General features: G+C 41.0%; 14 protein-coding genes and 1 pseudogene. 11 read left to right on the top strand and 4 right to left on the bottom strand.

Going from position 1 to position 13377, the window contains the following annotated elements:
- From QYT14_RS10290 to QYT14_RS10265, 6 genes and pseudogenes are all read left to right on the top strand, one after another.
- Nucleotides 1–626: pseudogene (locus QYT14_RS10290) on the top strand (hypothetical protein); the annotation flags it as partial.
- A gap of 39 nt (nucleotides 627–665) precedes the next feature.
- Nucleotides 666–971: a hypothetical protein gene (locus QYT14_RS10285; protein WP_288325378.1), complete on the top strand. Its 306-nt coding sequence runs from the start codon at nucleotides 666–668 to the stop codon at nucleotides 969–971.
- Nucleotides 972–1130: 159 nt separating this feature from the next.
- Nucleotides 1131–2537, top strand: a complete 1407-nt coding sequence (locus tag QYT14_RS10280) for an amidophosphoribosyltransferase (RefSeq protein WP_237040479.1) — start codon at nucleotides 1131–1133, stop codon at nucleotides 2535–2537.
- A 106-nt stretch (nucleotides 2538–2643) separates the two neighbouring features.
- The gene (gene pepT / locus QYT14_RS10275; RefSeq protein WP_237040480.1) at nucleotides 2644–3864 is read left to right on the top strand and encodes a peptidase T; all 1221 of its coding nucleotides are present in this window, start codon (nucleotides 2644–2646) and stop codon (nucleotides 3862–3864) included.
- 39 nt (nucleotides 3865–3903) lie between these two features.
- Nucleotides 3904–4989, top strand: a complete 1086-nt coding sequence (gcvT, locus tag QYT14_RS10270; protein ID WP_237040481.1) for a glycine cleavage system aminomethyltransferase GcvT — start codon at nucleotides 3904–3906, stop codon at nucleotides 4987–4989.
- 174 nt (nucleotides 4990–5163) lie between these two features.
- Nucleotides 5164–7431 (top strand): cation:proton antiporter, encoded by a 2268-nt coding sequence (locus QYT14_RS10265; RefSeq protein WP_237040482.1) that lies wholly within the window; start codon nucleotides 5164–5166, stop codon nucleotides 7429–7431.
- Between the two features lie 92 nt (nucleotides 7432–7523).
- On the opposite strand, the gene QYT14_RS10260 is transcribed toward QYT14_RS10265, so the two are convergent.
- From QYT14_RS10260 to QYT14_RS10245, 4 genes are all read right to left on the bottom strand, one after another.
- The gene (locus QYT14_RS10260) at nucleotides 7524–7952 is read right to left on the bottom strand and encodes an RNA-binding S4 domain-containing protein (RefSeq protein WP_237040483.1); all 429 of its coding nucleotides are present in this window, start codon (nucleotides 7950–7952) and stop codon (nucleotides 7524–7526) included.
- Entirely contained in the window at nucleotides 7952–8515 is a 564-nt protein-coding gene (gene pth / locus QYT14_RS10255) for an aminoacyl-tRNA hydrolase (RefSeq protein WP_237040484.1), read from the bottom strand. Before pth ends, QYT14_RS10260 begins: the two co-directional genes overlap by 1 nt.
- A 24-nt stretch (nucleotides 8516–8539) precedes the next feature.
- The gene (locus QYT14_RS10250; RefSeq protein ID WP_237040485.1) at nucleotides 8540–9136 is read right to left on the bottom strand and encodes a 50S ribosomal protein L25/general stress protein Ctc; all 597 of its coding nucleotides are present in this window, start codon (nucleotides 9134–9136) and stop codon (nucleotides 8540–8542) included.
- A 178-nt stretch (nucleotides 9137–9314) separates the two neighbouring features.
- A complete protein-coding gene (locus tag QYT14_RS10245) occupies nucleotides 9315–9695 on the bottom strand; it encodes a PUR family DNA/RNA-binding protein (protein ID WP_237040486.1) in 381 nt (126 codons plus the stop codon).
- A 193-nt stretch (nucleotides 9696–9888) separates the two neighbouring features.
- Here QYT14_RS10245 and nusB point away from each other — a divergent pair, with 193 nt between their 5' ends.
- The 5 genes from nusB to QYT14_RS10220 all read left to right on the top strand — a co-directional run bounded on the left by nusB (nucleotide 9889) and on the right by QYT14_RS10220 (nucleotide 13309).
- Nucleotides 9889–10815, top strand: a complete 927-nt coding sequence (gene nusB / locus QYT14_RS10240; protein ID WP_237040487.1) for a transcription antitermination factor NusB — start codon at nucleotides 9889–9891, stop codon at nucleotides 10813–10815.
- Between the two features lie 56 nt (nucleotides 10816–10871).
- Nucleotides 10872–11183, top strand: coding sequence for a preprotein translocase subunit YajC (gene yajC, locus QYT14_RS10235; RefSeq protein WP_237040488.1), 312 nt, complete (start codon nucleotides 10872–10874; stop codon nucleotides 11181–11183).
- 14 nt (nucleotides 11184–11197) lie between these two features.
- Nucleotides 11198–12211: a YbbR-like domain-containing protein gene (locus QYT14_RS10230; protein ID WP_237040489.1), complete on the top strand. Its 1014-nt coding sequence runs from the start codon at nucleotides 11198–11200 to the stop codon at nucleotides 12209–12211.
- On the top strand, nucleotides 12204–12800 hold the full coding sequence (coaE, locus tag QYT14_RS10225; RefSeq protein ID WP_288325377.1) for a dephospho-CoA kinase: 597 nt from the start codon (nucleotides 12204–12206) through the stop codon (nucleotides 12798–12800). The genes QYT14_RS10230 and coaE overlap by 8 nt, the downstream gene beginning before the upstream one ends.
- A gap of 68 nt (nucleotides 12801–12868) precedes the next feature.
- Nucleotides 12869–13309, top strand: coding sequence for a DUF5606 domain-containing protein (locus QYT14_RS10220; RefSeq protein ID WP_288325376.1), 441 nt, complete (start codon nucleotides 12869–12871; stop codon nucleotides 13307–13309).
- The last annotated feature ends 68 nt before the right edge of the window (nucleotides 13310–13377 follow it).

Raw genomic sequence — 13377 nt, 5'->3', positions numbered from 1 at the left:
ATTATCCCATTATCAGTCAGGATAGCAGTATTCTTTTGTCTGAGATAACAGTTACCGGTAAGAAAGGAAGAGTGTTTCGGGATAAGATGATGGGAAGGTTGGATAGCTTGGCACAGATGAATCAGAACGGTGTTTATGTTTGTACATCATGTCATTACCTAATAGGTTATAGATTTGATTATGCTGCACATCATAATCCTTTAGGTATATGTCCTGCAAAAGGACGAAAGCAGCCAGTTAGAGGAGAAAAATACGAAATTGCTAAGTTTAAATATTTTAATGGAGGTAAAACTTTTATAGTAGAAGATAGGCAAACTATCATCTATGAAGGCCCTGTCTATACTGAAGAAGAACTTCTTCGCATGAACAACCTATGGCGTGTAAAAGGCTATTACGGCACGCGCGAGTTCTACCAACCCGATGAGCTGGACATGCAAAGCCCGATGCCGGATGCGCGGAACGTCTTGCTGTGGAAACCGGACATTGTCACCGATGAGAAAGGAGAAGCCGAAGTGGAGTTCTTCTGTTCGGACATCAATACAAGCTTTGTGGGCGTGATGGAAGGAACGGATGGCTTAGGAAACTTAGGCACGTCTCAGTGCGAGTTTAGGGTACTAAAACCATAAAAAATGATAGGATGACAAAATTAAAAAATAGATTGGCTCTTGTGGATATTGCCTTTGGCTTTCTTCGCTTCCTGCAAATCGAATGAAGGACAATGGGAAAACAAGCAAATTTCCTTTCCTGAAAATATTGTATTTACAAAAGCCGGAAAGGATACGATTCCTTTTGATTTTGGCAAGTCGAAATGGAAGTTCTTTATTTATGCAGATATTATTGATGCGGATAATCGAATTGGCAGATTCATTGATAGAAGGGGATGTCATATTCAAAAGCGAACCATGAAATTTAATCCTGATAATATTCCTGACGACCAATATTACACGCTTCCTTTTGACAGCATTGTCTGATGGAACATCACGGAGTTTGGTGCATGAGCCGTTTCGTTGGCTTCATTTGTCACAGCAAACGCTTTATTCATAAGCTATTCAGTACCATTTTACTTTTTTTGTTCGTTTATTCCAGAGATTTTAGTAATTTTGCACCCTAAACAAAAAACAGCAAAAAGGATGGGTGGTTTTTTTGGAACAGTCTCAAAGGCTGAGTGCGTTACCGATTTATTTTACGGAACGGACTATAATTCACATTTAGGTACAAAAAGAGGCGGCTTGGCTACTTATGCCAAGGGAGAAGGATTTATGCGGTCTATCCATAATTTGGAGAGCTCTTATTTCCGCACAAAGTTTGAATCGGAACTTCCGAAGTTTAAAGGCAACTCGGGTATAGGTATTATTAGTGATACAGACCCTCAGCCGATAGTAATCAATTCACATTTGGGTAAATTTGCCATTGTTACAGTAGCTAAGATTCAGAATATCCCGGAACTGGAACGTGATTTGCTGGCTGCGAATATGCACTTTTCCGAAATGAGTCTGGGGAAAACAAACCAAACGGAATTGATAGCATTGCTTATTGTTCAGGGTAAGGACTTTGTAGATGGTATCGAGAATGTATTTAATAAGATAAAAGGGTCGTGCTCCATGTTGCTGCTGACCGAAGACGGTATTATTGTGGCGCGTGATAAATGGGGACGTACTCCCATTGTGATTGGTAAGAAAGAGGGCGCTTATGCTGCGACCAGCGAGTCGAGCAGTCTGCCGAATCTGGATTATGAAATTGAAAAATATGTGGGCCCCGGCGAAATTATCCGCTTGCGTGCCGATGGAATGGAACAAATGCGCAAGCCGAACGAAGGAATGCAGATTTGTTCTTTTTTGTGGGTATATTACGGCTTTCCGGTTTCTTGCTATGAGGGCAAGAATGTAGAGGAAGTGCGTTTTATGAGCGGTTATAAAATGGGACAGAAAGACAATTCGGAAGTGGATTGTGCTTGTGGTATTCCTGATTCCGGTGTAGGTATGGCATTGGGGTATGCTGAAGGAAAAGGTATTCCTTATCATCGCGCTATCACCAAATATACTCCCACATGGCCCCGCAGTTTTACTCCGGCCAATCAGGAAATGCGCTCATTGGTAGCAAAAATGAAACTGATTCCCAACCGTGCCATGCTGGAAGGGAAGCGTGTTTTGTTTTGTGACGATTCTATTGTGCGCGGAACCCAACTTCGCGATAATGTGAAGATTTTATATGATTATGGAGCAAAAGAGGTACATATGCGTATTGCTTGTCCGCCGTTGATTTACAGTTGTCCTTTTATTGGCTTTACTGCATCAAAAGGTGACTTGGAGTTGATGACACGCCGCATCATTAAGGAAATAGAGGGGGATGAGAATAAAGACCTTGAAAAATATGCTACAACAGATTCACCTCAATATCAAAAGATGGTGCAAATGATTGCTGACCGTTTCGGGTTGACTTCGTTGAAGTTCAACACATTGGAAACCTTAATTGAAGCGATTGGTTTGCCAAAGTGTAAGGTTTGTACGCATTGCTTTGATGGTTCCAGTTGCTTCTGATATCAAAATAATAAGATAGAATGAAAAAAGAGCCGTGAATTGTTTGGCAGTTCACGGCTCTTTTCCTATTTTTACAGCATTGAATAATCAAAAATAAAAAGATAAAATGACACTGATAGAACGATTTTTAAAGTATGTAAGTTTCGATACTCAATCAGACGATAATAGTGGCGTGACTCCCAGTACACCCAAACAAATGGTATTTGCACAATACTTGAAAGCTGAATTGGAACAACTGGGGTTTGAAGATATTTCATTGGACGAAAATGGATATCTTTTTGCCACTCTGCCGGCAAATACCGACAAACCGGTACCGACGATAGGATTTATTGCTCACATGGATACCAGTCCTGATATGACCGGTGCAGGTGTGACTCCGCGTATTGTTTATGGTTATGACGGTTCGGATATAATCTTGTGTGAGGAAGAGAATGTTGTTCTTTCTCCAAACCAGTTCCCTGAATTGCTGGATCATAAAGGAGAAGATTTGATTGTAACCAATGGGAAGACCCTGTTGGGAGCTGACGATAAGGCCGGTATTGCAGAAATTATTACTGCGATGGTTTATTTAAAGGAACATCCCGAAATTAAACATGGAAAGATTAGGGTCGGTTTCAATCCTGACGAAGAAATAGGATTGGGCGCTCATAAGTTTGATGTGGAAAAGTTTGGTTGTGAATGGGCTTATACAATGGATGGAGGAGAAATAGGTGAGTTGGAATTTGAAAACTTCAATGCAGCCTCTGCCAAAGTAGTTGTAAAAGGCCGTAACGTGCATCCGGGATATGCCAAGAATAAGATGATTAATTCTATGTGCGTAGCCAATCAGTTTATGAATTTATTGCCGGGTGGAGAGACGCCCCAACATACAGATGGCTATGAAGGATTCTATCATCTGGTAGGTATGACCGGTGAGGTGGAGCAAACCACTCTGTCTTATATCATTCGTGACCACGACCGTGCCAAGTTTGAAGCACGTAAAGAGAATATGCTGAAGTGGGCGGCTGAGATAAATAAAGAATATGGTGAAGGAACAGTGGCAGTGGAATTGAAAGATCAGTATTATAATATGCGCGAAAAGATTGAACCGGTCATGCATATTATTGATATAGCTTTCAAGGCAATGGAGGAAGCCGGCGTGACTCCGAAGGTGAAAGCGATTCGTGGCGGAACGGACGGTGCACAACTTTCGTTCAAAGGGTTGCCTTGTCCGAACATTTTTGCCGGTGGCCTGAATTTCCACGGCAGATATGAGTTTGCTCCTATCCAGTCATTGGAAAAAGCCATGATGGTAGTGGTGAAGATTTCAGAGTTGGTGGCAAGATAAGATGAATATAATAACCTTAAAAAATAATTGAATAATAACATGAAAACGACTCCGTTTACTGAGAAACACATTGCTCTGGGAGCAAAAATGCATGAATTTGCAGGCTATAATATGCCTATTGAATATTCGGGAATTATCGACGAACATCTCACCGTATGCAATGCTGTGGGAGTGTTTGATGTTTCCCACATGGGAGAATTTTGGGTAAAAGGTCCGAATGCATTGGCTTTCTTGCAGCAAGTGACTTCTAATAATGTAGCTGTTCTGCCTGTTGGTAAGGCTCAGTATACTTGTTTCCCCAACGAAGAAGGGGGTATTGTAGACGATTTGTTGGTATATCATTACGAACCGGAAAAATATTTGTTGGTGGTGAATGCCGCTAATATAGAAAAAGACTGGAACTGGTGTGTCAGCCATAATAAGGCAGGTGCCGAGTTGGAGAATGCTTCCGATCACATGGCACAGTTGGCTATTCAGGGTCCGAAAGCAATGGAAGTGTTGCAGAAACTTACTTCGGTTAATTTATCTGAGATTCCTTATTATGCGTTTACTACCGGAGAATTTGCCGGACAGGAAAATGTGATTATTTCTAATACCGGATATACCGGAGCCGGAGGCTTTGAACTTTATTTCTATCCTGAAGTAGGTGAAGCTATATGGAATGCTATCTTTGAAGCCGGTGCTCCTGAAGGTATCAAACCTATAGGATTGGGCGCACGTGATACTTTGCGTTTGGAAATGGGATTCTGCCTTTATGGTAATGACCTGAGTGATACCACTTCTCCATTGGAGGCCGGCTTAGGCTGGATTACCAAGTTTGCTGAAGGAAAGGACTTCACAGCGCGTGCTATTCTTGAAAAGCAGAAAGCAGAGGGGTTGAAGCGTAAATTGGTAGGCTTTGAAATGGTTGATCGCGGTATTCCTCGCCATGGTTATGAGTTGGTAAATGCAGAAGGAGAAAAGATTGGTGAAGTAACCAGTGGAACGATGTCTCCGATTCGCAAGATTGGTATCGGCATGGGATATATTCAGACTGCTTATGCTACACCGGGTACAGAGATTTTCATTGATGTGCGTGGACGTAAATTAAAGGCGTTGGTTGTTAAACCACCGTTCAGAAAGTAATATCATTATTCATTTTTTTTAAATCTCCTTCATCCTGCCTTTGGTATGGGTGGAGGAGATTTTTTTTGTATGCCGACAATGGGGTAAAAAAGAGGTGCTTATCATAAAATAGGCAGAGGAAAGGCTCTATAGTTGGTAGATAATTTATAATTTTGCAGGCAAAAATATAGTATTATGTCAGAATTGGCTCCCCTTATAAGTGACCTTGCCTTGATTCTTATTTGCGCCGGCATTATGACGCTGATATTTAAACGGTTAAGGCAGCCTTTGGTCTTAGGTTATATTGTAGCCGGGTTTTTGGCAAGCCCGCACATGCCCTATACGCCATCAGTAATAGATACGGCAAACATCCATACTTGGTCTGATATCGGTGTTATTTTCCTGCTGTTTGCTTTGGGGCTGGAGTTTAGCTTCAAGAAGTTGGTGAAAGTGGGAGGAACCGCTATTATAGCGGCATGTACCATCATATTTTGTATGATATTGGTCGGGATGGTGGTCGGCTGGTCTTTTGGATGGAAACACATGGACTGCCTCTATTTGGGCGGTATGCTGGCAATGTCTTCAACGACCATTATTTATAAGGCATTCGATGATTTGGGGTTACGGCAGCAACGGTTTGCCGGGTTGGTGCTCAGTATCCTGATATTGGAAGACATTCTTGCCATTGTGCTGATGGTGATGTTGAGTACGATGGCTGTAAGTAAGAACTTTGAGGGTACGGAGATGATATACAGTATTGGCAAGTTGGTGTTCTTTCTGATTCTTTGGTTTGTAGTGGGGATATATCTCATACCTATTTTCCTGAAGCGTTCGCGTAAGTGGATGGGGAGTGAAACATTGCTCATCGTTTCTTTGGCCATGTGTTTCGGAATGGTGGTACTGGCGGCAAAAGTCGGTTTTTCTCCGGCTTTCGGCGCTTTCATCATGGGCTCTATTTTGGCGGAGACGGTGGAGGCGGAGAGTATAGAGAAACTGGTGGCTCCGGTCAAGGATTTGTTTGGTGCAATATTCTTTGTTTCGGTCGGTATGATGGTGGATCCTGCCATGATTGTGGAGTATGCATGGCCAATTGTCGCCATCACTTTATCTATTCTTTTGGGACAGGTTGTATTCGGAACCGGGGGTGTGATTCTGGCAGGTCAGCCGCTTAAGGTGGCGATGCAGTGCGGTTTCAGTCTGACACAGATTGGAGAGTTTGCCTTCATTATCGCCTCATTGGGGGTAAGTCTCCATGTAACCAGTGATTTTCTGTATCCCATTGTGGTAGCGGTTTCGGTTATTACCACATTCTTGACTCCTTATATGATTCGCCTGGCCGTTCCTGCTTATCGTCGGGTAGAAAGTGTTTTGCCAAACAAATGGAGAAAGATTTTAGATCGTTACTCTTCGGGCTCGCAGACGGTGAACCATGAGAATAACTGGAAAAAGCTGTTGACCGCTATTATTCGCATTGTAGCCGTCTATTCAGTGCTTTGCATTGCAGTAATTGTTCTTTCTTTCCATTTCATCATTCCTCTGTTCCGGGCAAGCCTACCTTTGTTTTGGGCAAATTTGGCAGGTGCTGTATTTACGATTGTGTGTATATCGCCGTTTCTGCGTGCTATTATTATGAAGAAGAATCATTCTGTTGAGTTCCAGGCGTTGTGGCAGGATAATCGTTATAACCGTGCTCCGTTGTTGTCCACTATTTTATTGCGCATGGTGATAGCTGTGGTTTTTGTCTTATTTATTATTGAGAATATTTTCAAGGCATCTACGGCTTTAATGGTTGGTGTCGCTATTGTTTTGGTTTGTATGATGATGCTTTCGCGCTGGTTGAAGAAACAGTCCATCTTTATGGAACGTACTTTTATACAGAATTTGCGTTTTCGTGATATTCATGCCGAGTTTACGGGACAGAAACGACCGGAATATGAGGGACATTTATTGTCACGTGATATTCACCTGTCGGATTTCGAGGTTCCGGCGGATTCTCTTTGGGCGGGACATACACTGAAAGAATTGAATTTGGGGCATAAATATGGAGTGCATGTTGCTTCTGTTATCCGCGGAATGCATCGTATCAACATCCCGGGTGCGAATGTCCGTTTATTTCCCGGTGACACGATTCAGGTAATCGGTACGGATGAGCAGTTGGGGGAATTTGCCCGTCAGGTGGAGCGAATCTCTTCTGCCGCTGAAGAAGAGGATATTGAAAAGCGTGAGATGAATTTGAAGCAGTTCATGGTAGACGGCAATTCTCTTTTCTTGGGTAAGAGTATTAAGGAGAGTGGTATTCGTGATGATTATAGATGTCTGGTGGTGGGTGTGGAACGAGGTGATGGTAACTTGATGCGACCGGATGTTAATATGATTTTTAATGAAGGCGATGTGGTATGGGTAGTGGGTGAAAGAGATGATGTCTATCATTTGTTGAGCAAGAAGAAAGAAACACAATATTAATATATAAGTCGTGAAGCTATTATATGTGTAGCCTTGTGATTAGCATGTAGGCCTTACGCGCACCGGCGTATAGGCTCTACGTACTAATATCTCTATTCCTCTTCAAAGTCAAAATCGAAATCGAAGTCGTCACCGTCCGGTAAATATTCCGGTGTGATAAACTCATCCATGCTGCGTCGGTCTTTCTTGGTAGGACGTCCGGTGCCACGGGCACGGTCGACAAAACCGCTGATTTTACTCATTTCCAATAATTCATATTGTTCCGGTGAAGTAACATTCTCCAGAATATCGGGAACAAGTTTTGCACCGACACGTTTTTCTATCGCTTGTAAAACTTTGAAGGAATAAGTGACAGGCGGTTTGCGTACCTCTATCACATCTCCCGGCTTTACCATGCGTGCCGGTTTTACTTGTGAACCGTTTATGCTTACACGGCCTTTTTTACAAGCCTCTGCAGCTATTGTGCGCGTTTTAAAGATGCGTGACGCCCACATCCATTTATCTATTCTTGCTTCAGCCATTACTTTTTATTGTATTGGTTCATGGTTATATTGATACCGGCCAAGCAGAAACTTTTGATTATTTCGCATGCCAATTCCACACGTTCGTCCATGGTTTTCATATCTTCCTCTGTAAAGTGTCCCAATACAAAGTCTATTTGTCCTCCGCGTGGAAAGTCATTGCCAATGCCAAAGCGTAGGCGGGCATATTCCTGAGTTCCTAATGTGGCAGCTATATGCTTCAATCCATTATGACCGGCATCACTGCCCTTGCTCTTGAGACGTAAAGCTCCGAAAGGAAGGGCTAAGTCATCTACTATTATCAACACATTCTCCAATGGAATGTTTTCCTTCTGCATCCAGTAGCGCACTGCATTGCCACTCAGGTTCATATACGTAGAAGGCTTCAACAGAATAAGTTGACGTCCTTTGAGTGACATAGCGGCAGTAGCACCGTAACGGCCATCAGTAAAAACAAGATTGGACGCCTTTGCAAGGGCGTCCAATACATTGAATCCTATGTTGTGACGGGTATTTCGGTATTCTTCACCTATATTACCCAGTCCTACAATCAAATATTTCATTGAAAAGGATTAAGGGGTTAGTAATTACTTACCTGCAGTTGCAGCAGCACCACGTGCGGCACGAGTTAATTTAACAGCACAAACAACAGCTTCCTTAGCGTTAATCAATTCCAATCCTTCATAGTGCAATTCGCCAACTTTGATAGTTTTACCCAAACCTAAAGCAGTAACGTCGATAGTCAGACGTTCAGGAATTATATTGTATAAAGCTTTGACTTTCAGTTTACGCATCTGCAATGCCAATTTACCACCGGCACGTACACCTTCTGCCAAACCTTCCAACTGAACGGGAACTTCCATTACAATAGGTTTAGCTTCGTCAATCTGATAGAAGTCAACGTGAAGGATAGAATCCTTAACAGGGTGGAACTGGATATCTTTCATGATAGCGTTTACTGTTTTGCCATCGATGTTCAAATCTACAATGTAGATGTGCGGTGTATATACCAAATTACGCAGGCTGTCAGCAGTTACTGAAAAATGAGTTGCTACGGGATTTCCGTTTTCATCTTTCTGTACTCCGTATACTACACAAGGAACACCATTGTTCTTACGTAATTCACGAGTTGCTTTCTTTCCGAGGTCTGTTCTTACAGAACCTTTAATTTCAATTGATTTCATTGTTCTTTAATTTTTTGTGTTACTCTAAATTAAGTTGATTTTTGTTGCTTAATTCGCCATCACACGATGTGGTATATCACACGATGGAGCTTAAAAAAGCGGTGCAAAAGTAGTGCTTATTTTTGATTTGACCAAAAAAAGAACCCGAATTTTTTAATCCGGGTTCTTCCTTATATCATTAAAAGTCAATATCTATCTTTATTTCGCCGGGGCTTAGAGCCGCTTCATTTTCGTTTTCTTTTGTTTCCGGCATCTCTTCGCTATGATGAGGCTCTATCGGGCCTTGTTCGTCGGTAATGAACTGAATAGCCTGTTGAAGTCCGTTCGTAAACTTCTCAAAATCTTCTTTATATAGGAAGATTTTATGCTTTTCAAAACTCACTAGTGAATCGTCACCTTCACCCGACACAATTTTCTTACTTTCTGTGATAGCCAAGAACATTTCATCTTTCCGGTTTTTCTTCACATCTAAATAATAAATACGTTTTCCCGCTTTTATAGCTTTTGAGAAAACTATTTCTTTATCACCATCCACTACACTTTTCTTTTTCTCTTCCATAACTTGAATCTTTATAAATCGGCTTCAAAATTGGATATTTTTTTTTAATGGGCAAAGAATTTGCTTATAAACTTCGAGGAAAAAAGCGTTTTCCCCCTTTCTATACAAATTTTGCATTAAAAAATGTAATTATGTTATGTGAAATCAATGAATTTTCCTACTTTTGCAACTCCTTAATAATTTTATGTGAATTATGATAAATAGAGTTCTTATTCGTCTTAAGATAGTTCAGATAATCTATGCTTATTATCAGAACGGAGGGAAAAACTTGGATACTGCCGAGAAGGAGTTGTTCTTTAGTCTCTCTAAAGCATACGATCTGTATAACTATCTACTGCTTTTAATGGTTGAGGTAACTAAACAGGCAAACAAGAAGCTGAATGCTGCGAAAAACAAACTTATCCCTACCAAGGAAGAATTGTTTCCCAACACTAAATTTGTGGAGAATCGTTTTATAGCCCAATTGGAGGTGAATAAACAGTTGTTGGAGTTTGCCGATAATCAGAAGAAAACCTGGGAAAATGAGGCTGATTTCGTGAAGAATCTGTGTGAGCAGATTATGGAAAGTGATATATATAAGGAGTATATGGCAAGTGAAACTTCTTCTTATGAAGAAGACCGCGAAGTATGGCGCAAAATATATAAGAAGATAATCTTCAATAATGCAGAGCTTGACCAAGTACTGGAAGATCAAAGTCTGTATTGGAACGATGACAAGGAAATTGTAGACACCTTTGTTCTTAAAACAATCAAGCGTTTTGATGAAAAGAATGGTGCTAAACAAGAGCTGTTACCTGAGTTTAAAGATGATGAAGACCAGGATTTTGCACGCCGCTTGTTCCGTCGCGCTATTTTGAATTCTGATTATTATCGTCATCTTATCAGTGAGAACACCAAAAATTGGGACCTTGACCGTGTGGCATTTATGGATGTGATTATCATGCAGATTGCTTTGGCGGAAGTTCTTAGTTTTCCTAATATTCCCATTAGCGTGTCACTGAATGAATATGTGGAAATCGCTAAGTTGTATAGTACTCCTAAAAGTGGTGGGTTTATTAACGGTACATTGGATGGAATCGTTAATCAATTAAAAAAAGAGAACAAGCTGACGAAAAATTAATATCTTTGTTTGTTATCGTTAGTATAACAACATTATAAACTAAAAAACTTGAAAGTATGAATTTATCATTTGTATTTCTGCAGGCTGCAGGTGGAGGCGATTACTCATTCCTGATTATGATGGTAGCTGTTTTCGCTATTATGTATTTCTTCATGATTCGTCCGCAGAATAAAAAACAGAAAGAAATTGCAAATTTCCGTAAGAATCTGGAAGTAGGTCAGGAAGTGATAACTGCCGGTGGTATTTATGGAAAAATTAAAGAAATAGAAGATAACACCGTGGTATTGGAAATTGCATCAGGCGTAAAGATTAAGATTGATAGAAATTCTATCTATGCTAACGCTGCTGCAAACCAACAAACAAAGTAAAACTTATATAAGCTATGTTCGACAAAAGGAACATACGTATTTACTATTTGAGGACATTGGAGAAAATCAGAAGTTTCCTGCTTAGTCGTAATAGCAGGGAGTTCCTGATTTTCTTATTTTTTGTATTCGTTTCTTTCTGTTTCTGGTTACTTCAGATATTGAATGATGACTATGAAACAGAATTTTCGATTCCTCTCCGCATGAAGAATGTCCCTAATAATGTAGTGTTGACTTCTGAGTTGCCCAGCGAACTGAAGATAGGAGTGAAAGATAGGGGAACTGTATTGGCCAATTATATGTTGGGACAGACGTTTTATCCGGTTACAATCGATTTTAAAGATTATGAAAGCAAGGGCACACAAGTGCGTATTCCAATTTCTACTCTGTTGAAGAAAATTTCAGGTCAACTGAGTCAGTCAACTCGCTTACTGACTGTTCGACCTGACACATTGGAGTTTATTTATACTAGGGGAAAAGCCAAAAAAGTTCCTGTCAAGTTGCAGGGAAAAATTGATTTAGACCGTCAGTATTATATTTCTAACGTTATTTATTCTCCTGATTCGGTAATGGTATATGCTCCTCAGGAAATATTGGATACCATTACTACCGCCTACACAGAGTCGGTGCTATTAGAGAATATGTCTGATACCACTCATCGTCGCGTCAGTCTGGCCAAAGTAAAAGGAGCCCGGTTTATTCCTGACTTTAATGATGTAACACTTATGCTGGATGTATATGCAGAGAAGAGTGTGGAAGTACCTGTGCGTGGTGTGAATTTTCCTCCTGATAAAGTATTGCGTACTTTTCCATCCAAGGTGCAGGTCACTTTTCAGGTTGGACTGAGTCATTTCAAGGCGATTACGGCTGAAGATTTCTTTATAGGAGTGACTTACGAGGAATTACTGAATAATAAAGGAGAAAAGTGTCCGGTGAAACTTAAGTCTGTTCCCCGCTATGTGAACCATGTACGCCTCAATCCGCAGGAGGTGGATTATTTGATTGAACAACAAGTAGTATTCAATGATTAAGATAGCTATTACCGGAGGTATCGGTAGTGGGAAATCATATATTTCTCACTTGCTGGAGACCCTGAATGTACCGGTCTATAATGCTGATAATGAAGCTAAACGCTTGACGGTGTCCGATGAGGGGATTCGTCGGGAGCTTATTGCTTTATTGGGAGAAGAAGTATACGATAAAGAAGGGACTTTGAATAAACCCCTGCTCGCTTCTTATCTTTTTTCAGCTCCTGAGCATGTGAAGCAAATCAATGCTATTATTCATCCTAGGGTGAGGGAAGATTTTATTCGTTGGACCGGAGAACTGGAAGGGTGTGAGATAGCGGGTATGGAATCAGCAATTCTGTATGAGGCCGGTTTTGAAAATACGGTAGATGCTGTGGTGATGGTCTATGCGCCATTAGAGCTAAGAGTGGAGCGGGCCATGCAGCGCGATAATGCGACAGAACAACAGGTGCGTGCACGTATCTCGGCACAGCTTGATGATGAGGAAAAACGCAGTAGGGCAGATTTTACGGTCTTGAATGACGGCGCTGTTCCGCTGCTTCCACAGTTGGTGCAGGTAATAGAAGAATTAAAATCAGGAAAATTCATATAATAAATTTGGGAGTTTCAATCGTGAATTGTACTTTTGCTGCCTCAAACCATAAATAAAATAGAAATAGTATGTTAAAGACCATTTTATCAATCGCGGGCAAGCCCGGATTATATAAATTGATTTCTTCAGGAAAGAATATGTTGATTGTAGAAACAGTTGACGTTGCTAAGAAAAGAATTCCGGCTTACGGACAGGACAAGGTAATCTCATTGGCTGATATAGCAATGTATACAGATGCAGAAGAAGTGCCCTTGAGCGAAGTGCTGGAATCTGTGAAGAACAAAGAAAACGGAGCTGTGGCTTCTATTGACTATAAGAAAGCATCTGCTAATGAGCTGCATGCTTATTTTGCAGAAATTCTGCCAAACTATGACCGTGACCGTGTGCACACTAGTGATATCAAGAAACTGTTATCATGGTACAATATCTTGGTAAACAACGGTATTACAGAATTTGTAGAAGGAAATGTTGTGCCCACAGAAGAACCGGCAGCAGAAGAAGAAAAATAATACTTTTCCCCCTATTATTTATAAAAGGGAGTGTGTCAAAACTAAACCGGCCTATCCAATCGTCAGTT

Origin of the sequence: uncultured Phocaeicola sp., assembly GCF_948499155.1 — a bacterium.
In the GTDB taxonomy this organism is placed as follows: Bacteria; Bacteroidota; Bacteroidia; order Bacteroidales; family Bacteroidaceae; genus Phocaeicola; species Phocaeicola faecalis.
Note: the sequence above shows the minus strand (reverse complement) of the source record. Positions and strands in the feature narration are given on the sequence as shown.

Coding starts and splice junctions, on each gene's coding strand:
- nusB (WP_237040487.1), top strand. CDS start 9,889: ATGATAAATAGAGTTCTTATTCGTCTTAAGATAGTTCAGATAATCTAT.
- QYT14_RS10230 (WP_237040489.1), top strand. CDS start 11,198: ATGTTCGACAAAAGGAACATACGTATTTACTATTTGAGGACATTGGAG.
- QYT14_RS10220 (WP_288325376.1), top strand. CDS start 12,869: ATGTTAAAGACCATTTTATCAATCGCGGGCAAGCCCGGATTATATAAA.
- coaE (WP_288325377.1), top strand. CDS start 12,204: ATGATTAAGATAGCTATTACCGGAGGTATCGGTAGTGGGAAATCATAT.
- QYT14_RS10260 (WP_237040483.1), bottom strand. CDS start 7,952: ATGGCTGAAGCAAGAATAGATAAATGGATGTGGGCGTCACGCATCTTT.
- QYT14_RS10245 (WP_237040486.1), bottom strand. CDS start 9,695: ATGGAAGAGAAAAAGAAAAGTGTAGTGGATGGTGATAAAGAAATAGTT.
- QYT14_RS10250 (WP_237040485.1), bottom strand. CDS start 9,136: ATGAAATCAATTGAAATTAAAGGTTCTGTAAGAACAGACCTCGGAAAG.
- QYT14_RS10280 (WP_237040479.1), top strand. CDS start 1,131: ATGGGTGGTTTTTTTGGAACAGTCTCAAAGGCTGAGTGCGTTACCGAT.
- QYT14_RS10265 (WP_237040482.1), top strand. CDS start 5,164: ATGTCAGAATTGGCTCCCCTTATAAGTGACCTTGCCTTGATTCTTATT.
- yajC (WP_237040488.1), top strand. CDS start 10,872: ATGAATTTATCATTTGTATTTCTGCAGGCTGCAGGTGGAGGCGATTAC.
- pth (WP_237040484.1), bottom strand. CDS start 8,515: ATGAAATATTTGATTGTAGGACTGGGTAATATAGGTGAAGAATACCGA.
- pepT (WP_237040480.1), top strand. CDS start 2,644: ATGACACTGATAGAACGATTTTTAAAGTATGTAAGTTTCGATACTCAA.
- gcvT (WP_237040481.1), top strand. CDS start 3,904: ATGAAAACGACTCCGTTTACTGAGAAACACATTGCTCTGGGAGCAAAA.